We start from the raw sequence: 22,829 nt of genomic DNA, 5'->3' as shown, positions 1-22,829 counted from the left end.
CAATTGATGAATAGGATTTTAAATATAATCAAGATGGTGCGTTAATCCGTGGTTTTTCCCTTCCCGCGATCTCTCGKCATCGCCGGTGGGCAATCGTAAATTAACCCGCGCGCCCTACAGTTGCTCGTCAACATGGGGGTTTCATTTTGTTATCCAGGCTCAGCGACAGCAAGCAGTTGCGGCGCGTGTTGAAGAATAGCCGCGTCTCGTTTCTGGTTTCGTCGCTTGTCGCCCTGGTCGTCATCATGGTCGGCTTCGGGCTCGACCAGGCCAATACTGCGTCTCATGTGCGCGAACTTCATATCCGCACCGAAAACGAGACGAACCTCATTCGCGCCCGGGTCATGGCCGAGATCAATATGGACCTCAGCGTCGTGCGCGACCTGACGAACCTGATCTCCGTCAGCGCGGCAAACGGAGAGGAGATGGAGCGCCAGATCAACTGGCTGCTAATCCAGAACCCGTCTTTCATTCATATCGCCGTCGCGCCTGATTTCATCATCCGCGACATCCACCCATCGCAGTCCGGCAATGAGCGGATCGGCCGCGATGTGCGCGAGGTTCTGTTCTTCCGCCAGGCGATGACCAGCGCGGCCAGCAACCAGTCGGCGCGCTTCTACGGCCCGATGAGCATTGACGGCCGCGACGCCTTTGCCATCTTCTTCCCGGTTTACGTCAAGGAGAACGGCCAGCGGCGGATCTGGGGGGCGGTCGAGGTCGCCATCGACCAGACGATGTTCTACCAGGCGACCGGGCTGATGCCGGCACGCGACCGCGAGAATCAGGAACGCTATCCGCATCTCGACCATCTTTCGATCGCCATCCGGGATATCGGCTCGCCGGCCGCCGCCAAAGCTGGTCTCCCGGCGCCGTTCTTCGGGTCGGCCGATATCGACGGCAAGGATCCGATGCGCCAGAAGATCGGCTTTGCCGGCGGCAAGTGGGAGCTTTCCGCCGTCCCGAACAGCGGCTGGGACGCGATACCCGAAAACCGCACCAAGCTGCGTCTGATCATCCTTGCCGCCGGCTTCATCATCATCGTGCCGATCTTCTTCGCGACCCTCCTGCTCGGCGAGCGCAATCGCAACATTACCGCGCTGGAGACGCGCGAGGCAAAACTGCTGGAACTGTCGCAGCGGCTCAATTTGGCGCTGGAATCCTCGAATATCGGCATCTGGGAGCTGCAGGATGATTCGAGCAGCCTGCTCTGGGACACGCGCGCCGCGGCCCTGCACGGCAAGCCGGCTGAGGAAGGAAGCTGGGCGCTCGACAAATGGCTGGCGGCGGTCCTGCCCGAGGACCGCGACGTCGCCGAAGTGCATTTCTTCAGCTGCAGCATTGCCGGTGCTGCCTGCACGGCGCAATACCGCATCATGCTTGCCGACGGCGGTATCCGCCACCTGCGCTCGGTCGGCGCCTTCTATACGGATGCCGGCGGCGTCAGCAAGACGATCGGCATCGTCTGGGACGTGACTGCCGATGCGGAGATCACCGACACGCTGCGCAAGGCCAAGGATATGAGCGAGGTCAAGAATGCCGAGCTGGAACTGGCGCTTGAAGAGCTCTCGAGCCGCGAGGGGCAGCTCGCCGAGCTTTCCAGCCGGCTCGACCTGGCGCTCAATTCCTATCAGTGCGGCATATGGGAAGCCCGGCCCGGCCGGGGCGGCTCGATCTGGAACGAGCGGATGCACGAGCTCTATGGGCTTGCGCCGCGCAACGGCTTCATGACCGAGGAGATCTGGCTTGGCTGCATCCACCCCGAGGATCGAGCCTTAGCGCTCGAAAGCGCACGCCACTTCAAGAAGAACGGCGATACGCACACGCTCGTCTGCCGCGTGCTGGTCGACGACGGCTCGGTGCGTTATGTGCGCTCGGTCGGCAAGGTCCACCAGACGGGGACTAGCGAGATGAAGATCATGGGCATCGCCTTCGATGCCACTGAAGACGTGCTGATGACGATCCGGCTGAAGGCGGCCAAGGACGAGGCGGTCGCCAAGAATATCGAGCTTGAGCTTGTCAAGAACAGGATCGAGCACAATTCGCTGCATGATCCGCTGACCGCACTCGCCAACCGCCGCAAGCTTGATATCGCACTGGAAAGCCTGACCCATGACGGTCGCCAGCAGCGGCAGAAATTCTCGATCCTGCACATCGACCTCGACCGCTTCAAGGACATCAACGATACGCTCGGCCATGCGGCCGGCGATGCGATGCTGGTGCACGCCTCGAAGGTGCTTGCCAAGAATGTCCGCGGCAGCGACATCGTCGCGCGCATCGGCGGCGACGAGTTCGTCATTCTGGCCCTCGACGTCGGCGACAAGGAGATGGCGCAGCTTTCGACGCGGATCATCGAGGAGATGCGCCAGCCGATCGATTTCCAGGGCTTTTCCTGCCGCTGCGGCGTGTCGATCGGCATTGCGCTCGCCAACGGCATCCATGTCGATGCGCGCAAGGTGCTGATCAATGCCGATATCGCGCTCTACCGCGCCAAGAGCATGGGCCGCAACCGCTTCGAATTCTTCAATCACAATCTCCAGGCCGATATCATCAACACCAAGCGCACCGCCGACGAGATCCTTGCCGGCATCGACAATGGCGAATTCACCGCATGGTATCAGCCGCAATTCTCCGCCCGGACGATGGAACTGACGGGCGTCGAGGCGCTGGTGCGCTGGAATCACCCGTCCAAGGGGCTGCTGACACCCGACAAGTTCCTGCGCATTGCCGACGAGATCAATGTCGTGCAGATGCTCGACCGGATCGTTCTCGAAACGGCGCTGCGCGACAAGGTGCGCTGGACAGCGCGCGACATTGTGGTGCCCAAGGTCTCGGTCAATGTTTCGGCGCGGCGGCTGCATGATGGCAGCCTCTTGGAATCACTCGCCGACCTGCATATTCGTCCAGGCGAAATCTCCTTCGAGCTGGTGGAATCGATCTTCCTCGACGAGAGCGAGGACGTCGTCTCGCAGAATCTCGAGCGCATCAAGGCGCTCGGCATCGATATCGAGATCGACGATTTCGGCACCGGCCATACCTCTATCGTCAGCCTGTTGAAGCTGAAGCCGAAGCGCCTGAAGATCGATCGCCAGCTGGTGCAGCCGATCGTCAATGCCTCGCAGGAGCGCGCACTCGTCAGCTCGATCATCGAAATCGCCCGCTCGCTCGGCGTCGAGACGGTGGCCGAAGGGGTGGAGACGGCGGCACATGCCGCACTGCTGCGCGATCTCGGCTGCGATATCCTGCAAGGCTATGCCTTCTCACGGCCTCTCTCCTTCGACGATTTCACCAACGAAGCCACAGGAACGGGGTGGCGGCTGGCGTCCTGATCGCGGCCTGCCGATCGCCCCGCCCTCCCCCTCGCCGCCTGCGCAGAGAGGGCGGCGGCAAGATGCGCCGCCCATCCCTGACAACGAACCGAAACAGCATTTCCTGAGCTGGCGGTTTGGCGCAAAGAAAGGCTTTTGCCTCGGCGGATTTTTGGCCTATGAGTGTCGCGCCTTTTCAAGCAATGGCGCGGCCGGCAGCGACCGGCTTTGGCGCCACCGTGGGAACACATGTCGCACAATACATTCGGTCACCTTTTCCGCGTAACCACCTGGGGCGAAAGCCACGGTCCGGCGCTCGGCTGCGTCGTCGACGGCTGCCCTCCGGGGCTCAGCTTCAAGCTCGAGGACCTGCAAGTCTGGCTCGACAAGCGCAAGCCCGGACAATCCCGCTTCGTGACGCAGCGGCGCGAGGACGATCTGGTGAAGGTGCTGTCCGGCGTCATGCTCGACGCCGATGGCGAGACGATGACGACCACCGGCACGCCGATCTCCATGCTGATCGAAAACACCGACCAGCGCTCCAAGGATTACGGCGAGATCGCCAAGCAATACCGCCCCGGCCATGCCGATTATACCTATGACCTCAAATACGGCATTCGCGACTATCGCGGCGGCGGCCGCTCCTCGGCGCGCGAAACCGCTGCGCGGGTTGCCGCCGGCGGCATCGCCCGGCTTGTCGTGCCAGGCGTCACCGTGCGCGGCGCGCTGGTGCAGATCGGCAAACACAAGATCGACCGCCGCAACTGGGATTGGGATCAGGTCGATCAGAACCCATTCTTCTCCCCCGATGCCGCGATCGTGCCGGTCTGGGAGGAATATCTCGACGGCATCCGCAAGAACGGCTCCTCGATCGGCGCGGTCATCGAAGTGATCGCCGAAGGGGTGCCGGCCGGCCTCGGCGCGCCGATCTAYGCCAAGCTCGAYCAGGATATYGCCTCGCTGCTGATGTCGATCAACGCCGTCAAGGGCGTCGAAATCGGCAATGGTTTTGCCGCCGCCGAAACCTCAGGCGAAGACAATGCCGACGAGATGCGCATGGGCAATGACGGCACGCCGATCTTCCTTTCCAACAATGCCGGCGGTATTCTCGGCGGCATCTCCACCGGGCAGCCGGTGGTGGCGCGTTTTGCCGTCAAGCCGACCTCCTCGATCCTGACCGAACGCCAGTCGATCGATGCGGAGGGCAAGAATGTCGATATCCGCACCAAGGGCCGGCACGACCCCTGCGTCGGCATCCGCGCCGTGCCGATCGGCGAGGCGATGGTCGCCTGCGCCGTCGCCGACCATTATCTTCGCGACCGCGGCCAGACCGGCCGTCTGAAATAGGAGCGCTCGCCCCATGTCTTATGACCAGAAGCGCGTCGTCGACGCCATCCGGGCCTTCGAGGCCGGCGAAATCGTCGTCGTCATGGACGACAATGACCGTGAGAACGAGGGCGACCTGATCGTCGCCGCCGTGCATTGCACGCCCGAGAAGATGGCCTTCATCGTGCGACACACCTCCGGCATCGTCTGCGCGCCGATGCCGAAGGAAGAGGCCAAACGCCTCAACCTCAACGCCATGGTGGCGGAAAACGATTCGGCCCATACGACGGCCTTCACCGTCTCGGTCGATTTCAAGCACGGCACGACGACCGGCATCTCGGCCGACGACCGGACGCTGACGGTGCGCAACCTCGCCAATCCGAATGTCGGCGCTTCCGATTTCGTCCGTCCCGGCCACATCTTCCCGCTGGTCTCCCGCGAGGGCGGTGTGCTGATGCGCTCCGGCCATACGGAAGCCGCCGTCGATCTCTGCAAGCTTGCCGGCCTGCCGCTGATCGGCGTCATCTCCGAGCTGGTCAACGACGACGGCACCGTCACGCGCGGCCCTGAGGTGGTCGATTTTGCCGGACAACACGGGCTGAAGCTCGTCTCCGTCGCCGATCTCATCGCCTATCGCCAGCGCAAGGAGACGCTGATCGAACTCGGCACCAGCTTTGACATCGAGACGCCGTTCGGCAAGGCGAAGGCCCATACCTATTCATTGCCCTGGGATCCGATGCAGCATCTCGCCGTCGTCTTCGGCGACATCCGCGACGGCGTCGACATCCCGGTGCGCCTGCATCCGGAGAATGTCGCAGAGGATCTCTTCGGCAAGAACAGCCCGGTCGATTTCTACATGCAGAAGATTGCCGAGCAAGGCCGCGGCGTCATCGTCTATCTGCGCGAAGGCTCGGTCGGCGTCGGCCACCACGACAACGGCCGCAAGGCCCGCAACCAGGGCCGAGAAGCCCATGCCGAAGCCCAGACGCGCGACAGCGAATGGCTGGAAATCGGCCTCGGCGCACAGATCCTCAGGGATCTCGGCGTCAGCTCGATCAAGCTGCTCACCAGCCGCGAGCGCCACTATGTCGGCCTCGAAGGTTTCGGCATCAAGATCAGCACGACGGAGATTTGCTAGAGGGCTTTTCCCTTCTCCCCAGCGGTGGTCCGAAGGAAGGGTTGAGACCCGTGGCTCAACCCCGGTCAGTGGCCCGAAGGACAGATGAGGAGGTGAGCGACGTTAGGAGCGAGTGCACTGAGCGCAAGCGAAGCGCAATATTGAGCGGCGTGCCATGAAGCCCCCCCATCCGGCTGCCGCCACCTTCTCCCCGAGGGGAGAAGGGATTACCCTCTCCACCCGTCGAGCAAGACGACCTTCTCCACACCCGCAAACCGCGCGACCCGCTCCAACTCCGCTTCCAGCCTCTCCAGCCGGCCGGCCGACGGCTTGACGCCGGGTTCCAGCCACAGCCGCTTGACATCGAGTGTTGATTTCTTCCGATCCGCCTTCATGTCGATGCGGCCGATCAGCCTGTCGCCTTCGAGCAGCGGGAAGACGTAGTAGCCATATTCGCGCTTCGGCTCGGGCACGAAGATCTCGATGCGATAGAAGAAGCCGAACAGGCGTTCGGTGCGGTTGCGGTCGCGGATCATCGGGTCGAAGGGGCTGAGCACGCGGATGCGCGGCGGCGCGCCGGGGTAAGTGTCGAGTGTCGAGAGGAAATCGGCAAAGGCCCAAGATGGGCGCGCCTTGCCGCCGAGCGCCGGTTCGATCAGCACTTCGATCAGTTCGTCGCCATGGGCCGCCACCCAGGCCTTGGCCTCATCGGGCGAAACCAGGTTCCAGAAGGCTGATATCTCGCCATGGGTGGCGAAGCCGAGCCGGGTGAGCGCGCTACGGCAGGCCCAGTCGACGAATTCCTCGCGGCTCACCTCCGGCTCGCGGAACTCGGCCGGGATGACGCGCTCCGCCAGATCATAGATCTTCTGGAAATTCGAGCGGCCGGCAATGGCGAACTTGCCGGTGTGCCAGAAATATTCGAGTGCCGTCTTGTTCGGATGCCAGTTCCACCAGCCGCCGGAAACGTGGCCGTCGGCCTTGATATCGCGCGACAGGATCGCGCCGTCGCGCCGCACGCGCTCATAGGTCTCCTCGAAAGCCGCCTCGAAGCCCTCGCCGCGCCATTTGCGCCAGCGTTCGATGATCACCTTTTCCTGATGAAGGAACTTGTGCTTCCAATAGACGAAGAAGGCGCTCGGCAGAATGGAAGCGTCGTGCGTCCAGTGCTCGAACAGCGCACCGTCCTTTTCGAGCAGCGCGGTCAGATGTTCGCGCCGGTAGGTCTGGTTGCGGGAAAACAGGATCTGATGATGGGCCCGCTCCACCGTCTGGATGCTGTCCACCTGGACGAAACCCAGTTCATGGATGAGCTGCAGCAGGCCGGCCTTGGTCAAGGCGCGGTTCGGCGGGGCGCTGAGGCCCTGCTTGGCAAGGAAGACCCGGCGGGCGTCGGAATTGGAAAGCAGATTCGTCATGGCCACATCATAATCCGGAAAATCTTCCTAGCCACCCGATATCGACAGCGAGATTTGCGCTTTCATCATCCTCGATTCCCCGTGTAGAAGCACTGCTGTCCGGTTGGCGCCAATGGCTGCCCCTCACCCTAGCCCTCTCCCCGCCTGCGGAGAGAGGGGACGTGCCAAACGCAGCGTCGAGGTTGAGGGAGCCGGTGCGGCATATCCCTTCTCCCCGCGAGCGGGGGTCCGAAGGACGGGTCGAGCCACGTGTCTCGACCCAGGCAGAGGTGCCGGCAGGCGGATGAGGGGCCGGCATCGGCAATCTCCTCCGGTGAAAAATGCGAGGGATTGGTTTGGATATTCGTTTCGAAGGCGCCGGGGTCAGTTTCGGGACACGGGTGGCGCTGCAGCCGCTGACGCTTGGCATCAGTGGAAAACGCATCGGCGTCATCGGGCTGAACGGCTCGGGCAAGACGACGTTCGCGCGGCTGATCAACGGATTGACCAAACCATCGGTCGGCCGCGTCACCGTCAACGGCCGCGACACGAGCGACGAAAAGACTGCGGTGGCCGATGTCGGCTTCATCTTCCAGTCGCCGCAGAACCAGATCATCCTGCCGATCGTCAAAGACGACATCGCCTTCGGGCTGAAGCGGCGCGGCTTCAGCAAGGCGGAGATCGAGGCGAAGGTCGAGGGCGTGCTGGCCCGCTTCGGCGCTGAGACGCTGGCCGATCGGCGCGCGCACGAGCTTTCCGGCGGCGAGCTGCAGGTGGCGGCCCTCTGCTCGGTGCTGGCGACGGGGCCGGGCATTCTCATCCTCGACGAACCGACCAACCAGCTCGACCTCAAGAACCGGGCCCTGGTCGAAGGGATTATCGCCGGACTGCCGGAAAGTGCCATCATCATCACGCATGATCTGGAGCTGATCGCCGATTTCGAGCGGGTGCTGCTGTTTCATGAAGGGCGGCTTGCCGCCGATGCGCCGGCTGCCGAAGCGATCGCCCGCTACAAGGAGATCGCCGCCTGATGCAATCGCTCTATGTCGAAGGCAACAGCGTGATGCACCGGCTTTCGCCGCGGGTAAAGCTGTTGTCGCTGACGATCTTCGGCGTCGTGCTGTTCGTCAGCGGGAACCTCATCCTGCTTTCGATCGCCGTGCTGCTGACGGCGGTTCTCTACCGCATGATCGGCCTGCCGTTTGCCGATGGGCTCAGGCGGCTGCGGCCGGTCTTTCTGACGATCGCGGTCGTGGCACTCTTCAACCTCATCTTCAATCCCTGGCAGGAGGCGCTCGTGCCCCTGCTGCGGCTGACGGCGCTGATGCTGCTTGCCGCCACCGTGACGGCGACGACGTCGATCACCGAGTTCATCGACGAGGTGACGGCGCTTGCCCGCCCGCTCGAACGCACCGGCTGGGTGCAGGCCGACGATATTGGCCTGGCGCTGGGGCTGGTGCTGCGTTTTGTGCCTGAGATCGTCGGGCGTTATCAGGCGATCCGCGAGGCGCATAAGGCACGCGGACTGAGGGTGCGGCCGACGACGCTGCTTGCGCCGCTGATCATCCTGACGCTCAAGGATGCGGATAATATCGCCGCGGCGATTGACGCGCGCGGCATTCGGCGGCATGTGAGTTAACGATTGATAAACACGGAATTCATGATGAGCACTCGCGACCTCGTTCTTACCGCCCTCTTTGCCGCGATCATCGTGGCGCTCGGCCTGCTGCCGCCGATCTCGCTCGGCTTCATTCCGGTGCCGATCACCGCCCAATCGCTCGGCGTGATGATGGCCGGCGTCGTGCTCGGCGCCCGGCGCGGCGCGATTGCCGTGCTGATCGTGCTGGTTCTGGTCGCGATCGGCCTGCCGGTGCTTTCCGGCGGCCGCGGCGGCCTTGCCATCTTCGCGTCACCAACGGCCGGCTTCCTGATCGGCTGGATCTTTGCCGCCTTCGTCACCGGCTATTTCAGCGAACGGCTGGTCAACCATCAGCAATCCGCCCTGGTGCAGACGGTGAGCTTCTTCCTCACCGCTATGGCCGGCGGCATCGTCGTACTCTACGCCTTCGGCATTACCTATCTCGCCACCGTCGCCGGCCTCGGCTTCACGAAAGCCTTCGTCGGCTCGATGGCCTTCATTCCCGGCGATGTGATCAAGGCTTTCGTCGCAGCCCTGCTTGGCCGCGCCGTCATGGTCGGCTATCCCCTGCTGCCGTCGCGCGCCTGACGCATAGGCCGGTCTTGTCTGGTGAACACCCCAACGGCCCCTTCGGGGGCCGTTGCGCTTAAAGACATAGAATCTATGCGAAAGCCTCACCAGGCGTTCAACCCGGTCCGCATGAACGGGAACTTCCAAACCTTCTTTTCATTTTTCCGCAATGAACATCCCTGAAGGAGAACCATGCGAAGCGGCCGGCAGGAGGAGATGGCTGCCTGGTTCCGCTCGCTGGATCCTGTCCAGCCAAGGGACATGGTCGGCCTTTGGAGCGGCGTCGGTATTCCGTCGGATCATCCACTGGACGGCGTGCTCGAGAATCTCAACTGGTTTGGCAAGCGCTTCCATTCCGACATGCGGGCGGACGCCCTGCTCTTCACCTGGAGACCGGGCCGCCTCGTGCCGCTCGAGCCAAGTTTCTTACCCATTGGTCTGGCGATCAAGATGGCGCCCTTTGGCCGGACGTTCGTCGCGCGCGGCTGGTTCTCATACCTGCAGAAGCTGCTTCGAGCGAGAGGCACGACCGCTTCGTTGCGGCTTCAGGCCCTCGACGGCATCGAAACGGCTGTGATGATCTACGACAAACAGCCGATCGTGGACTACTTCCGCAGGATGGACGATGACGAGATTGCCGGCATGATGTGCGTGCGCGGCGACCCTCGGCGGTTCTTCTTCAAGCTCCGGAAAGTGATGGACTGAGGTATGCCGCAAAGGGCTGGCCGCCACCTCTGGAGCATCGCGGCACACGACATCGAACCCATTGCCCAATTCTTTCCTCAATCCAAGACAGGCGGAACATGCTATGAAAGCAGGGAAGAGGGCGAGATGACCGTCATCGATCGAAATCATGTTCAAGTCCGGGGCGATGGCCAGCGTGCGATGATCTTTTCGCATGGATTCGGGTGCGACCAAAATATGTGGCGTTTCGTGGCCCCGGCTTTTGAGGCCGACTTCAAAACAGTGCTGTTCGATCACGTTGGCGCGGGACGATCCGATCTTACGGCTTATGATGCCGGGAAATATTCGTCATTGTCCGGTTATGCGGATGACCTCGTGGAAATTTGCCGCGAACTTGGCCTGACGCAAACGGTCTTCGTCGGGCACTCCGTCAGCGCGATGATCGGCGTCATCGCGTCGCTGCAGGCACCGGAACTGTTTGAAAGCCTGATCCTCGTCGGGCCGTCGCCGCGCTATATCAACGACGATGACTATATCGGCGGTTTTAGCGCCACAGACGTAGACGAACTGCTGACATCGCTGGACGACAATCACATGGGGTGGTCTGCCGCCATGGCGCCCGTCATCATGGGCAATCCGGATCGGCCGGAACTCGGCGAAGAACTGACAAATAGTTTCTGCCGCACCGATCCTGAGATCGCCAAGGCGTTTGCACGGGTGACATTCACCTCAGACAATCGCAGCGACCTTCCTGAAGTCACCGCCAGAACGCTGATCCTTCAATGCCGCGATGATATCATCGCCTGCGAAGAGGTCGGCGAATTCGTCCATCGGCAGATCCCAAATAGTCAATTGGTCGTGCTGAACGCCAGTGGCCACTGCCCTAACCTCAGCGCTCCCGACGAGGTCATATCTGCAATCCGGCGGTTCGTTCGATGACTGGTGGCGACACGCAGATCGTCATGCCGGCGGAAGACCTTGAGGACCTGTACGAAAACGCGCCATGCGGCTATCTTTCGCTGCAGCCGGACGGGCGCATCGTCAAGGTGAACCGAACGCTATCGACCTGGATCGGCATCCCTGCCGAGCAACTCCTCGGCAAACGACTTCGCGACCTGCTCAACACGTCGGGCCGTATATTTTACGAGACCCATTTTGCGCCTCTGCTGCGCATGCAGGGGTTTTTCAATGAGGTTGCCCTCGATCTTGTGACGGCGGACGGCAGAACCTTGCCCGTGCTCGCCAATGCAATGGAAAGACGCGCAGAAGACGGTGCCTTGCTTTTCACCCGTGTGACGATGTTCCAGGCTGCCGAGCGTCGCCGTTATGAACGGGAGCTGCTCGAGGCGCGCGCAGCCGCCGATGCAGCCGGTGCCATCGTCAAATCCCAGCTCGACCTTGAACAGCAAACCGCCGAATTGCGGGAGCAGTTCATCGCTGTCCTTGGCCATGATCTGCGCAACCCGCTTGCCTCGATTGCCGCCGCGGCGCGCATGCTGCGAAAGGAGGAACAGACCGATCGCTCGATTAACGTTCTCGATTTGATGCAGGGCAGCGTCGTTCGCATGTCCGGCCTGATCGACAACGTCCTCGACTTCGCGCGCGGACGATTGGGTGGCGGCATCACGCTCGAGAGGCGAGCGGAGCATCTCGAACCGATCCTGCGACAGGTCATCGGAGAACTCCGCTCCTGTCATCTCGACCGCGGGATTGAGGTGAGTATCGAATTCGCCGGACCGATAAATTGCGACAGCGGCCGGATTGGCCAGCTGGTGTCCAATCTGCTCGGAAATGCCCTTACCCATGGGAAGTCGGACGAACCGGTGCGGCTCTCGGCGGCAACTGTCGACGGAAGACTGGAACTTTGGATCGCCAACAGCGGCCCTCCGATTTCCTGCGATGCGATGACAAGGCTTTTTCAGCCTTATTTCAGAGGCGAAATCGGCACAAGTCAAAGAGGATTGGGGCTCGGTTTGCACATCGCTTCGGAAATCGCCCGCGCCCATGGCGGCACGATCACGGTCAGTTCCGATGACACGGAGACGCGCTTCACCTTTGTGATGCCCTTGGATTGATCCGGGCTGCACAGCCGGCCAGCGTAAGCGGCTATTCCTTGCTGTCGGTGCGCGCCTGGCGCAGAAGCCGGTCGCCATCTCGCCCCGCCTGGAATCCGGGCAACAAAAAACCGCCTTGAGGCGGTCGGGCATTCTATCGATTTCAGTTTGATTTAGTCTCCTCCTCCGCCATCTCCGCCACCGCCATCGCCTGAGGCATCGAACCAGCCTCCACCTCCATCGCCGGAGCCTCCCAAATTGCCCCACCTGCGCTTGGTGTTTGCAGTGGTCTGGGTGGTGGCGCCTCTTTCTGCCCTTGCGATCAGCGCAAAGATCAGTGCGAAGCCTCCAACGAGCACGGTAACCACAAGAAATGTCTCCAATCAGTATCCTTTCGTTGTTTCAGGAAATCTCGTTTCCTGACTAAAATAGTAGATTATTTTCCCCCTCCCGGAAATAGCCTGAATATGAAACTTTCATGACAGTCTGGATCACGTCAAAACTCTGCGCTGCCTAAGGTGCAGCGCAGAGTATCTCGGACTGCCTCTTCAAGCCGGCGCTCTTTGCGGAAAGAGGACGGCTTGCGGAGCGGCCTTGACGCCCGTCACGATCAAGGGGTCCCGATAGAGGCGAGGAGCCGGTATTCCCAGCCTGGAATGCAGCGTTGCGGCCGAACTCGGCAGGAACGGCAGGAGGCAGCGGACAATGATCGCAAGGCCATAGACTTGCTCGGCCAGGGAGGCGCCGAGACGCGCGGCGGTCGCCTTCCGTTCCTCCGGCGTGAGATCGGCAAGCAGGGCTTTCGCATCCGCCCATGGCGCGCGTTGTGCAAACCGCTTGTTCGCCACGCCGACAAACTCGAAAATATCAGCCAGCCCAACATGGAGTTCGTAGGCATCGAAGGCCTGGGCCACTTTCGCCGGAAGGCGGGCGGCGGCCTCGACGAACGCGCTGTCCGGCACCGGCGGAACGATCCCGTTGAACGAGGTGGAGAGAAGGGCAAGCACCCGGTTGGCGAGATTTCCGAGCTGTCCTGCCAACTCTCCCGACCATGCGGCTTCGAGACGTTCGGCCGAGAAGTCGCCATCATCTCCCGAGCGTATATGCCGCAGCAGGTAATATCGCAGCGCGTCCGGCGTTTCGTAGGATTGGATGATGCCTTCCGGATCGATGCCGTTGCCGGCCGACTTACCGATCTTCCTGCCGTCCACCGTGACGTAGCCGTGCACGAGGATCGACGATGGCGGCGGCAGGCCCGCGGACAAAAGGATGGCCGGCCAGTAGATGGCGTGGAACTTGGAGATGCCCTTGCCGACGACATGGATGCGTTGGCCGCCGTTCCAATAGCGCGGCAAGAGGGTTACATCGGACCCGTGGCCGAGACCGGTGAGATAGTTCGCCAGGGCATCGAACCAGACATAGACGACCTCATCTCCATCGGGGACGGGAACACCCCAGCCTCGCGCCCGCTCCGCACTGCGCGAGACGCTGATGTCGGTCAGGCCACGCCGCAGCAGGGCAAGGATTTCGTTGCGCCGATGGGCGGGAACGATCCGAAGCTCGCCGGTCTCAATGAGCTCAAGCAGCCGGCCGCCGTATCGGGAGAGACGGAAGAACCAGTTCTCCTCGCGGATGGTCTCAAGGGCAATGCCATGTTCCGGGCAGCGCCCGTCATCGAGTTCCGACGGCTCGTAGAATTGCTCGCAACCGACGCAATAGAGACCCTCATATGCCTTGCGATAGAGGTCGCCATTGCCGGCGCATGCCCTCCACAAGGCATGGACGCAGGCGATGTGCCTTGGATCGCGGGAGGTGCGAACGAATTCCTCGTTGGAGATATCGAGCAGACGGCCGAGGCGCTCGAACCTGTCTGCATTCGCATCCACGAAGTCCTTCACGGGCAATCCCGCGGCTTCCGCCGACCGGACATTCTTCAGGCTGTTGTCGTCGGTTCCGCACTGGAACCTGACGTCGTGGCCGAGAAGCCGGAAATGGCGGGCATAGGCGTCGGCCTGGACAAGCTCCAGGGCGAAGCCCACATGCGGCGCGGCATTCACATAGGGGATCGAGGTGGTGATGTAGATCTTGTTCATCGGCGTTTCCTTTCGAAGGCTGTTATTGCCCGCGAGACGGATCGACCCATGAAAAGACCGCCTCGAGGGCGGTCGCTGGTGCATTCTGGACGCACGAAACCCGCCACGCTATGAGCGCGGCATCATCATCACGAAAGCGCTGATCACGGTGTTGTCCATGCAAATTTCCTAGCATTGCGGAGTGTTTTGAACAAGCGCTCCTGTGACCAGAAATGGTGCTTCAGCTCTGGCCAAGCATCAGCGATACGCGCGGGCCTCTATCAGGAAAAATTCTCCAGCACGGCCAGGAATGTGTGCCGGTCGCCCTGCCCTTCGGTCAGGCGCACACGGCCTTCGATGTCGGCGAGGTGGTGGTCCATCAGCTGTTGCGCCTTGGCGAGGTCTTTCGCCTTCAAGGCGGCTACGATCATCCGATGGTGGTCCGCGCCGCAGTCGTCCTTGCGGTCTTCCTCGTAGAGCGACATGACGAGGGAAAGCCGGGCGACGATCTTGGCGAGCACTTCGGTCAGCACCGGATTGCCGGCCATTTCGGCGAGCACGATGTGGAACTTGCCCGACAGAACCGTCTTCGACTTTTCGTCGCCGTGGTGGTGGATGTGCTCTTCTTCGTCCGTCAGCTTTTGCAGCGCATCCAGCTGCTCCGGCGTGACCCGGGCGATGACGAGTTCCAGAAGCAGCCTCTCTATCTTCCGACGCGCCTCGAAAAGGCTCTTTGCCTGCTCGACGCTCGGCTCGGCGACGAAGGTGCCGCGATTTCTCTTGCGTTCCAGCAGGTGGTCGCTCTCAAGCACACCGAGTGCCCCGCGCACGACGGTTCGGCTGACACCGAAATGCTCGGCGATCGCCTCCTCCAGAATTTTGGTACCGGGCTTGAGCGCACCCTCGCCGATGGCGGCGGCAAGCGTGGCGCGGATACGCTCCGAAACATCGTCATGGGTATCGGCGCTCTCCACCGACCCATTGGTCGCTGCCATCGCTTTGGGACTCTGACGGCGCATCTTTCTCATTGCAGTCTCCAAATTGCCTCTGGCGGCCCGGCGTGGATTCGATCGATCACCAGATATCCGTGCCCGATAATTATTTCCATAAGAATATTCTTGCGTAGATCATCTCGGCACAGGTAATTCGATCGACGGTACCGGCGAAAACGCCGACACCGCCTTGGGACTCAGGCCGCTTTCTGCTTCTTTTCCGGCACCGACAGGGCAATACCCTTTTCGGCGCAAACCGCCTCGACATGACGCGCCGATTGCTGGATGAAGCCGATCGCCTCGGCAAAGCCGTAGGACTGATTTTCGTAGGTCGGGTAGCCGTATTGGCGGCATTCATAGGCTACCCAGTCCGGGAATTCACCTGAGGCGACCCGTTTCTCATAGGCATCCACCATCGCCATATAGGCCGCAAGCTCATCCGCCGTCAGGTCGGGGTGGCCGGCGCGCCAGATAGGATCGTCGATCTCGATGCACTGGCGCGGATTGGCTTTGCGGGGCTTGTCGGCGACAGACTGGGCGACTTCCAGCGACAGGTTCAGCGTCGGGTGGGCGTCCGCAAGAATGGGAAGGATCGCGGCGAAATCGACGATGCCGCCGCCAACGGGTCTGGTCTGGAAATCGAGACCACCCGGAGCGCGCCCGACATAGGCATCCTTGATATGGGTCTGGCGGATATGGGGAGCCAGGCGCTTGGCGGCGAAGACCGGATGCTCGCCCCGCTGCAGTCCGTTTGCCGTGTCGAAGACGACGCCGACGCAATCGGCGCCGACCTTCTCGATCAATCGCAGAATCTCGAAGGACGTGATCTCGTCATGGGTTTCGATGTTCATGTGCGCGCCATTGGCACGGGCGACGGGCGCCAGCTTGCGGAGGACCTTTTCGATCCCGAGCAACTGCTCTTCCCAGGTCACGTCGGTGCGGAAGCGGTCATTGGCCAGCCGGCCGCGATATTCGCTCTTGAAATTGCCCGGAGCAACCCAGAGCTCATGGCAGCCGATTGCGGCACTTGCCTCGATCATGCGCGTGAAACCGGCGATGATATCGCCGCCGCCGGCTGCCCGGAGCGCCGGTTCCTCGGCGCTGCAATAGGGATTGATCTTGCCGATGCCGCTTTCGAGATAGAGGCCAAGATCGTCAGCCTTCGCCCTGATCTCGTGCAGCAGGCCGCTGTCGAGGTCAGGGCTCATGTCCAGCGCCGTACTGAAGAAAATGCCTGCGAGCCCAAGTTCCTTGACGTGATCAAGGCTTGCCAGCGGACCACGCTTCTTCGCCTCAGGCAGCTTTATGCTGTCGATTCCCAATTTCATGTCATGCTCCTCTGCTGTTTCCTGATGGGGCGCGCTGCACTGGCGACCCCTTCGTTGTTGATCTCAATTCACGTCGATGGATCCGCGATCACGCCCGTCCGGGAGCGCGAGGCTTCTCTGCTGTCCGGCCTTTCGGAACGAGACTCTTTTCGAGATAGTGCTGGCCTATGGATGCGACACTCGTGATGGCGAGGTACCAGATCGAGGCGACGAACAGCAGTTCGATGACGAGGAAGTTCCGGGCATAGATTGCCTGCGCCTGCGTCAGCAGATCCTGCATGCCGATGACCGAGACGATGGCACTGGCCTTCAGCATGCCGATGGCCTGGTTCCCCGTCGGCGGCACGATGATACGTGTGGCCTGGGGCATGATGACGGTGAAAAAAGTCTGTGTCTTTTTCAGCCCGAGCGCCGTGGCCGCCTCGCGTTGGCCGCGATCGACCGCGACCAGGCCGCCGCGGATGATCTCCGACATGTTCGCGGCTTCGTGCAGTCCGAGTGCGAGGAAGCCGGCCAGGGCCGGCGTCACCAGATCGTTGATCGAAATGGTGAAGCTTCCCATCCCGACCTGCGGGATGAAGAGGGCGATGTTGAACCAGAAGAAGATCTGGACGATCAGCGGCACGCCGCGAAACCACCAGACGAAGCCGGCGGCGATCACCTTGAGAACCGGGTTCTGGCTCGTCGCCATCAGCGCCAGCAGGCATCCGAGCACGATGCCGAACACCATGGCGCCTGCCGTCAGTTCAAGCGTCAGCAGCACGCCGCGCAGGATCGAAGGATCCACCAGATAGCGGGGGATCTCGGACCACTGGATGCTCTGGCTCTGCCCGACGACGAGCGCGAAGAAGGCCAGCGCTGAAATCGCGATGGCACCGGTTGCGATCTGGCCCCAACGCATCGGTCTTCCGACCGATGGCGCAAGGGAGAGCGATATGGGTGACGCTTGAAACAGGGCCATCGGCGTCAATCCGCAGGCATGCTGGCAGCATCGTTGACCTTGACGGTCTTCACGGCCAGCGGTCCGAGGCTCCACTTCTTCATGATGGTCTCGTAGGCGCCGGAGTCCACCATCTGCTGCAAGGCGGCAACGACGCTATCGCGCAGCTGCGGATTGTCCTTGGCCGTCAGCATGCCGAGATAACCGGCGGCAAGGCGGATATCCGGCAGCGCCTGCAGGCCCTTGCCGTTTCCGGTCTGGTGTTCGGTCGTGTAGACGCTGGTGGCGTAGCCGTTGACCGTGGCGTCAGCCCTTCCCGTGCGAACGGCCTGCAGCACATCCGGCATTTTCGGGATCGACATGATGTTGACCGGCGTCGCGCATTTGGCCGATGCCGCCTCGACCATCTTCGCCTGGAAGGTGCCGACGGGAACGGCGACCTTCTTGCCGCACAGATCCTCCATGCCCTTGATGGCGAGAGGATTGTCCTTGATCGTCATGATCGTCGTTGCGTCATACATGTAGTCGATGACGTCGACCTGCTTTTCCAGCTCCGGATCGTCGTTGATTCCCGAGATCGAGATGTCGAAGCGCTTCGCCAATATGGAGGGCACGATCGCCGCACCCGCCCCGACATCGGTCATCTCAACATCGACACCCAGGATGACGCCGACTGCGGCAGCAATATCGGCATCGATGCCGATCAGCTTGCCATCCTCGCCGTGAAAGCTGATCGGCGGCGTCAGGTCGGTCGCGACCTTCAATACGCCCGATGACTTGATGGAGGGCGGCAGCCCGTCGGCCAGTTTCTGCGTGAGGACGATGCCGGGGAGCTTGGCGACATCGGCATCGGGCGTCATCTTCTCAGCGGCACCTCCGGCGGCATAAGCAGAGGCCGCGATCAAAGAGACCATCGCTCCGGCAACCCCGGCCTTCAAGATTTTCTGAATGCGCATCATGTGATCCCCTTTCATTTTTGTACCGGTGAATTCTCGGGATCATCCATGCAATCGCCGTGCCACCTGCAGTGGCGCGTCAATAATTACCTGATATCCATAGGATTTTTGTTGATGTCGACATTTCGGATAGAGTTTCGCAACATAATTCGCATGAAGTTTCGAACATACGCTGCACAATTTCTACGCTCCCCGGCGCTGCCGCATCACTTTTGACCGCCTCATTCGCCCACAAGACCCAAAAACACCTCTTCAGATGCCGAATCCCGCGCTTTTCGGCGCTTGATCGCCCGTTCATGGGCCGCGGCTGTTTCTATCTGATGCCCATTTAATATACGACACTGGCGAAAATTTATACAAAAACTAAATGCGTATTCTAAATCGCATATGCATTATTATAAAGTTTCGAAACTTTATAAGTCGAAAATATTGCTTAATTTTCATTGACTTGGCATTGACGACAATGACGAATGGCAAAACTGGCATGCCGCTTGCAATTCGTTTCTCATGAACAAGCTCGACGCAAAATTTCTCGCCGGACCGCATCTCCGTCTTGTGCCGGAGACAGCGCAGCAATCCGTGACCTCTACCCAGAACCAGGGAGGCCCTATGCCAGGCATACCGAATATGGCTGAACGCAAACGGCTCAGCGTTCAGGGCCTCACCCATAGTTACGGTGGCCAGAATGCCATCAGCGACGTGGCCTTCGATATCGAGGCCGGCGAGATCGTTGCCCTGCTCGGGCCGAGCGGCTGCGGCAAGTCGACCGTACTGCGCGCCATCGCAGGGCTGATCCAGCCGAAGGCGGGCAAGATTGTGCTCGGAGAGAGAGATTTGGCTGATGTCTCGGCCCGCTCACGCGGCGTCGGCATGGTCTTTCAGAACTATGCTTTGTTTCCGCATCTGACGGTCGCAGAAAACATCGCCTATCCGCTGGCCTGCCAGAAGCTTCCCCGCGCTCAGCGCAAGGCGCGCGTCGAGGAGATGCTGTCTCTCGTCAGGCTCAAGGATTATGGCAACCGCCTGCCGCGCGAACTCTCCGGCGGTCAGCAGCAGCGCGTCGCCGTTGCCCGCGCCATTGCCGGGCGCCCGTCCCTTCTGCTTCTCGACGAACCCTTCGGCGCGCTCGATCGGGCCCTGCGTTTCGATCTGCAGGTGGAGCTGCTGCACCTGCAGAAGACGCTCGGCATCACGACGCTGATCGTCACGCACGACCAGGAGGAAGCCCAGAGCCTCGCAAACCGCCTGGTGCTGATGAACAAGGGCAATGTCGAGCAGATCGACACGCCGATGACCGTCTATGACCGCCCGAAGACGCTCTTCGTCAATACCTTCATCGGCCAGGCAAACCTGCTCAATGGAACGGTGCTGCGGCTCGATGCCGAGAGCACGCTGATCGGCCTTGCCAATGACCGGACCCTGCTCCTGCCGCGCCGGCTGAACTTCACCCTCGGCTCGAAGGTCACGATCACCTTCCGGCCGGAAGAGGTTCGCCTGTCGACGCAGCCGAGCGAAAGCACCCTGCCGGTTCGCATGACGGTTTCCGTGCCGCTCGGCCCTTCTCTCGTCCATGACCTTGTTCTGGAGGACGGCACGGGCCTGCGCGCCTCCGAGGTCAGAGGCCCCTCCACATTCATTCCCGAACCGGGAACGCAGCTATTTGCCGAGATCGACACCGCACGGTGTCACGCCTTTCCGGCCGAACCGGAAATCATGAGTGAAGAAACAATTCAACAGAGGTGAACGTGATGAAGGACTTTCAGATTACCCGTCGTGGGTTCGGTTTCCTGGCGGCCGGTGTCGCCGCATCGGCCATGCYTCCGCTTTCCGCCCGCGCTGCCGGCGGAGGAGCCGTTGCCGCCACTTTCCCAGGCAGTTGGGAGGATGCCTACCGCACAGTGCTGACGCCGATGGTCAAGGATGCAGGCTACGACCTGACGATTGCGCCGGCGATGGCGCAGGACCAGCTTGCCAAGATCATGGCAAGCCCCGGCAACCCGCCCTATGACACGCTGCTGATGTCGCCCGGCCAGATGGCCGTCGCCATCGAGAAGGATCTCATCCAGAAGATCGATCCGAGCAAACTCAAGAACTGGGGCATGCTCGATCCGTCCTTTCAGGGCGAATACGGTCCGACCGTGACCATCGAAGTCAACGGCATTGCCTACAATCCCGATCTCGTTCCGAAGCCGAAGGGTTATCGCGATCTCTTCGAAAACCCGGCCTATAGCGGCAAGGTTTCCTGGACCGGCTTTGCCTCGAACACCGCCGTGATGGCCTATACCGAGATCGCCAAGATCTTCGGCTCCGGCCCCAACGACATGGACGCCGTCTTCAAGCTGTTCAAGGATCATCCGGAGCATCTGAAGGGCGTGGTCGACAGCACCAACCATCAGATGACGCTGTTCCAGCAGGGCGAAATCGCCGTCTTCATGTGCTCGACCGGCAATGTCGCCCATCTGAAGAGCCTCGGCCTCAATGCCGAATTCGTCCATCCGGAAACCGGCTCGCCGGCAGCCCCCGTCAACATCCACCTGACCAAGGGCTCAGCCAATCTCGACGCGGCCTATGCCTATATGGATGCTGCGATCTCCAAGGCCGCCCAGGACCAGCTCAAGGAGCCGCCGACCGAGATGTTCCCGACCAACAAGGACGTGGCGCTGACACCCGGCATCGAAGCCTATGTCACCCGCGACCAGATCAAGACCATGGTCTATCCGGACTGGGTCGCGATCAACAAGAACCGCGACGACTGGATTCGCCAGTTCGACGCTCTCGTTGCCGGTTGAGGTGATGTGATGAAGGCGAGCGGCTTCCCATACGTCCTACCGATGCTGTTGCTTTCCGTGGCGTTCTTCGCAACGCCGCTCGCCGTCCTCGTCGGTTTCAGCTTCGCCGGTCCCGGCGGAGCAACCCTCGAACATTATGCCCGCTTCTTCGGCGACGCGTTCAATTTCCGCGTCCTCGTCAATACCGCAAGGCTCGGGCTCGAAACCGTCATCGGCACGACCTTGCTCGGCGTGCCGATCGCACTCCTCTACTGGCACGGCGGCCGAAACCTGCGGCAGGTGCTGATTTTCCTGACGCTCATTCCGATGCTGACCAGCAATGTCGTGCGCACCTTCGCCTGGATCGTCATCCTCGGGCGCCAGGGGCCGATCAGCGAAGCGCTGGTCGGGCTCGGCCTGACTGGCATGCCGACCAGCCTGCTGTTTACCGAACTCGGCCTGGTCATGGCCATGTGCCAGATCGACCTGCCGCTGATCATCCTGCCGCTGATTGCCATCCTGTCGCGTACGCCGGTGCAACTGACGGAAGCGGCTCAGGTTTCCGGCGCCGGTCCCTGGCGCATCTTTGTCACCGTGCTTTTGCCGCTGATGCTGCCGGGCCTGCTGGCGGGCTGGATCCTGGTCTTTGCCAGCACCAGCAGTTCCTTCGTTACCCAGGCCGTCATCGGCGGTGCGCGCAACGTCTATGTTCCGCAGCTGATCTACCGCGAGGTCGGCACGCTGTTCGACTGGCCGCTGGCCTCGGCCATCGCCGTCGTCCTCCTGCTGTCCACCGGCTGCCTGCTGGTCGCCCTTACCATGATGTCCCGTCACAGGAGGTTGGTCGGTCATGCCTGATCGTCGCGAAAATCCCATTCCCGTCATGCTCTACAAGGCATTCGTCTACGGTTTCGGCGGGCTCTGCGTGATCTATCTCGTGGCACCGATCGTGATTGCGCTGACGATGTCGTTCACCTCGGGGCAGACACTGAAATATCCGCCGCAGGGCTTTTCGCTCAGGTGGTACGCGGCGCTGCTCGATCCGGTGCGATCGGCGACCGAACATATCGCCGCCTGGAACTCGCTGAAGATTGCCGGCCTTGCCGTCCTCGGATCGCTGATCTTTGCGGTTCCGGCAACCATCGGCATGACGCGCATGAAGCGCAGCACCGCCGGCACCATCGAGCCGCTGCTGCTCGCCCCGCTCGTCCTGCCGAGCCTGGTCTACGGCCTTGCCGCCCTGATCGTCGCCAACTTCATCGGCTTCAAGCCGTCGCTCTGGCTGACCGTATCAGGCCATGTCGTGGTCTTCGGGCCGCTGATGTACCGCGCCGCCTCCGTCGTCGCCCAAGGCCTCAATCCCTCGCTTGCCGAGGCATCGACGACGATGGGCGCGAGCTGGTTCATGACACTGCGGCGCGTGACCCTGCCGCTGCTGATGCCCGGCATTCTGGCCGGCGCATTCCTCGTCTTCATCCAGTCGCTCGACAATGTGTCGGTATCGCTTTTCCTCGCCGACGCCCGAACGACGGTCTTGCCGTTGCGCATGTTCGCGCTGATCGAGGAATCGCTCGATGTGCGCGTCGCGGCAATCTCCGGAATTCTGATCGCCGTGACGCTGGTCGGACTGCTGGTTGCCCGGCGCGTTCTCGCGCCGCCCCGGCAGGCCTGAACAATCCGT

The 22,829-nt window shown here is 61.6% G+C and carries 19 protein-coding genes and 1 pseudogene; 13 read left to right on the top strand and 7 right to left on the bottom strand.

The window, feature by feature from the left end; genetic code table 11:
• Window positions 1-146: 146 nt before the first annotated feature.
• The 3 genes from AC1ECN_RS21745 to ribB all read left to right on the top strand — a co-directional run bounded on the left by AC1ECN_RS21745 (window position 147) and on the right by ribB (window position 5,769).
• Complete coding sequence (locus tag AC1ECN_RS21745) at window positions 147-3,326, top strand: bifunctional diguanylate cyclase/phosphodiesterase (protein WP_130672068.1); 3,180 nt, start codon at window positions 147-149, stop codon at window positions 3,324-3,326.
• A gap of 228 nt (window positions 3,327-3,554) precedes the next feature.
• Window positions 3,555-4,652: a chorismate synthase gene (gene aroC, locus AC1ECN_RS21740; protein ID WP_105008073.1), complete on the top strand. Its 1,098-nt coding sequence runs from the start codon at window positions 3,555-3,557 to the stop codon at window positions 4,650-4,652.
• 13 nt (window positions 4,653-4,665) lie between these two features.
• Complete coding sequence (gene ribB, locus AC1ECN_RS21735) at window positions 4,666-5,769, top strand: 3,4-dihydroxy-2-butanone-4-phosphate synthase (RefSeq protein ID WP_130661037.1); 1,104 nt, start codon at window positions 4,666-4,668, stop codon at window positions 5,767-5,769.
• Window positions 5,770-5,975: 206 nt separating this feature from the next.
• On the opposite strand, the gene AC1ECN_RS21730 is transcribed toward ribB, so the two are convergent.
• Complete coding sequence (locus AC1ECN_RS21730; RefSeq protein ID WP_130672067.1) at window positions 5,976-7,166, bottom strand: winged helix-turn-helix domain-containing protein; 1,191 nt, start codon at window positions 7,164-7,166, stop codon at window positions 5,976-5,978.
• 335 nt (window positions 7,167-7,501) lie between these two features.
• On the opposite strand from AC1ECN_RS21730, the gene AC1ECN_RS21725 reads away from it, so the two are divergent.
• From AC1ECN_RS21725 to AC1ECN_RS21700, 6 genes and pseudogenes are all read left to right on the top strand, one after another.
• Window positions 7,502-8,176 (top strand): energy-coupling factor ABC transporter ATP-binding protein, encoded by a 675-nt coding sequence (locus AC1ECN_RS21725; protein WP_075224730.1) that lies wholly within the window; start codon window positions 7,502-7,504, stop codon window positions 8,174-8,176.
• Window positions 8,176-8,784 carry an energy-coupling factor transporter transmembrane component T family protein gene (locus AC1ECN_RS21720; RefSeq protein WP_130672066.1) on the top strand — a complete coding sequence of 203 codons (609 nt, stop codon included), beginning with the start codon at window positions 8,176-8,178 and terminating at the stop codon, window positions 8,782-8,784. Before AC1ECN_RS21725 ends, AC1ECN_RS21720 begins: the two co-directional genes overlap by 1 nt.
• Before the next feature lie 24 nt (window positions 8,785-8,808).
• Window positions 8,809-9,372, top strand: a complete 564-nt coding sequence (locus AC1ECN_RS21715) for a biotin transporter BioY (protein ID WP_018068366.1) — start codon at window positions 8,809-8,811, stop codon at window positions 9,370-9,372.
• 151 nt (window positions 9,373-9,523) lie between these two features.
• Window positions 9,524-10,059 (top strand): annotated as a pseudogene (locus tag AC1ECN_RS21710) (GXWXG domain-containing protein).
• 126 nt (window positions 10,060-10,185) lie between these two features.
• Window positions 10,186-10,977 (top strand): alpha/beta fold hydrolase, encoded by a 792-nt coding sequence (locus tag AC1ECN_RS21705; RefSeq protein ID WP_024321251.1) that lies wholly within the window; start codon window positions 10,186-10,188, stop codon window positions 10,975-10,977.
• A complete protein-coding gene (locus AC1ECN_RS21700) occupies window positions 10,974-12,113 on the top strand; it encodes a PAS domain-containing sensor histidine kinase (protein WP_024321252.1) in 1,140 nt (379 codons plus the stop codon). The genes AC1ECN_RS21705 and AC1ECN_RS21700 overlap by 4 nt, the downstream gene beginning before the upstream one ends.
• A 152-nt stretch (window positions 12,114-12,265) precedes the next feature.
• Here AC1ECN_RS21700 and AC1ECN_RS21695 read toward each other — a convergent pair whose 3' ends face one another.
• The 6 genes from AC1ECN_RS21695 to AC1ECN_RS21670 all read right to left on the bottom strand — a co-directional run bounded on the left by AC1ECN_RS21695 (window position 12,266) and on the right by AC1ECN_RS21670 (window position 18,383).
• Window positions 12,266-12,475, bottom strand: coding sequence for a hypothetical protein (locus AC1ECN_RS21695; RefSeq protein WP_130672064.1), 210 nt, complete (start codon window positions 12,473-12,475; stop codon window positions 12,266-12,268).
• Window positions 12,476-12,640: 165 nt separating this feature from the next.
• Window positions 12,641-14,185, bottom strand: a complete 1,545-nt coding sequence (gene metG, locus AC1ECN_RS21690) for a methionine--tRNA ligase (RefSeq protein ID WP_130672063.1) — start codon at window positions 14,183-14,185, stop codon at window positions 12,641-12,643.
• Between the two features lie 260 nt (window positions 14,186-14,445).
• A complete protein-coding gene (locus AC1ECN_RS21685; RefSeq protein ID WP_130672062.1) occupies window positions 14,446-15,192 on the bottom strand; it encodes a GntR family transcriptional regulator in 747 nt (248 codons plus the stop codon).
• A gap of 161 nt (window positions 15,193-15,353) precedes the next feature.
• Entirely contained in the window at window positions 15,354-16,484 is a 1,131-nt protein-coding gene (locus AC1ECN_RS21680) for a sugar phosphate isomerase/epimerase family protein (RefSeq protein ID WP_130672061.1), read from the bottom strand.
• An 88-nt stretch (window positions 16,485-16,572) separates the two neighbouring features.
• A complete protein-coding gene (locus tag AC1ECN_RS21675; protein WP_130672060.1) occupies window positions 16,573-17,445 on the bottom strand; it encodes an amino acid ABC transporter permease in 873 nt (290 codons plus the stop codon).
• A gap of 5 nt (window positions 17,446-17,450) precedes the next feature.
• On the bottom strand, window positions 17,451-18,383 hold the full coding sequence (locus AC1ECN_RS21670; RefSeq protein WP_130672059.1) for an ABC transporter substrate-binding protein: 933 nt from the start codon (window positions 18,381-18,383) through the stop codon (window positions 17,451-17,453).
• 504 nt (window positions 18,384-18,887) lie between these two features.
• On the opposite strand from AC1ECN_RS21670, the gene AC1ECN_RS21665 reads away from it, so the two are divergent.
• From AC1ECN_RS21665 to AC1ECN_RS21650, 4 genes are read left to right on the top strand one after another with little or no spacing between them, the layout of a single operon-like run.
• Window positions 18,888-20,123 (top strand): ABC transporter ATP-binding protein, encoded by a 1,236-nt coding sequence (locus AC1ECN_RS21665; protein WP_018068376.1) that lies wholly within the window; start codon window positions 18,888-18,890, stop codon window positions 20,121-20,123.
• A complete protein-coding gene (locus AC1ECN_RS21660) occupies window positions 20,120-21,169 on the top strand; it encodes an extracellular solute-binding protein (RefSeq protein WP_477954063.1) in 1,050 nt (349 codons plus the stop codon). The genes AC1ECN_RS21665 and AC1ECN_RS21660 overlap by 4 nt, the downstream gene beginning before the upstream one ends.
• Before the next feature lie 9 nt (window positions 21,170-21,178).
• A complete protein-coding gene (locus tag AC1ECN_RS21655; RefSeq protein WP_012755672.1) occupies window positions 21,179-22,006 on the top strand; it encodes an ABC transporter permease in 828 nt (275 codons plus the stop codon).
• A complete protein-coding gene (locus AC1ECN_RS21650) occupies window positions 21,999-22,820 on the top strand; it encodes an ABC transporter permease (protein WP_018068379.1) in 822 nt (273 codons plus the stop codon). The genes AC1ECN_RS21655 and AC1ECN_RS21650 overlap by 8 nt, the downstream gene beginning before the upstream one ends.
• Window positions 22,821-22,829: the final 9 nt, after the last annotated feature.

This window comes from Rhizobium sp. 01N447_2 (genome assembly GCF_056399245.1).
This window is presented reverse-complemented; position numbering and strand designations above follow the sequence as displayed.

Excerpts from the sequence above, each read along its gene's own strand:
- ribB (WP_130661037.1), top strand. The coding sequence starts at position 4,666 with ATGTCTTATGACCAGAAGCGCGTCGTCGACGCCATCCGGGCCTTCGAG.
- AC1ECN_RS21730 (WP_130672067.1), bottom strand. The coding sequence starts at position 7,166 with ATGACGAATCTGCTTTCCAATTCCGACGCCCGCCGGGTCTTCCTTGCC.
- AC1ECN_RS21720 (WP_130672066.1), top strand. The coding sequence starts at position 8,176 with ATGCAATCGCTCTATGTCGAAGGCAACAGCGTGATGCACCGGCTTTCG.
- AC1ECN_RS21715 (WP_018068366.1), top strand. The coding sequence starts at position 8,809 with ATGAGCACTCGCGACCTCGTTCTTACCGCCCTCTTTGCCGCGATCATC.
- AC1ECN_RS21705 (WP_024321251.1), top strand. The coding sequence starts at position 10,186 with ATGACCGTCATCGATCGAAATCATGTTCAAGTCCGGGGCGATGGCCAG.
- AC1ECN_RS21700 (WP_024321252.1), top strand. The coding sequence starts at position 10,974 with ATGACTGGTGGCGACACGCAGATCGTCATGCCGGCGGAAGACCTTGAG.
- metG (WP_130672063.1), bottom strand. The coding sequence starts at position 14,185 with ATGAACAAGATCTACATCACCACCTCGATCCCCTATGTGAATGCCGCG.
- AC1ECN_RS21685 (WP_130672062.1), bottom strand. The coding sequence starts at position 15,192 with ATGAGAAAGATGCGCCGTCAGAGTCCCAAAGCGATGGCAGCGACCAAT.
- AC1ECN_RS21680 (WP_130672061.1), bottom strand. The coding sequence starts at position 16,484 with ATGAAATTGGGAATCGACAGCATAAAGCTGCCTGAGGCGAAGAAGCGT.
- AC1ECN_RS21675 (WP_130672060.1), bottom strand. The coding sequence starts at position 17,445 with ATGGCCCTGTTTCAAGCGTCACCCATATCGCTCTCCCTTGCGCCATCG.
- AC1ECN_RS21670 (WP_130672059.1), bottom strand. The coding sequence starts at position 18,383 with ATGATGCGCATTCAGAAAATCTTGAAGGCCGGGGTTGCCGGAGCGATG.
- AC1ECN_RS21665 (WP_018068376.1), top strand. The coding sequence starts at position 18,888 with ATGAACAAGCTCGACGCAAAATTTCTCGCCGGACCGCATCTCCGTCTT.
- AC1ECN_RS21655 (WP_012755672.1), top strand. The coding sequence starts at position 21,179 with ATGAAGGCGAGCGGCTTCCCATACGTCCTACCGATGCTGTTGCTTTCC.
- AC1ECN_RS21650 (WP_018068379.1), top strand. The coding sequence starts at position 21,999 with ATGCCTGATCGTCGCGAAAATCCCATTCCCGTCATGCTCTACAAGGCA.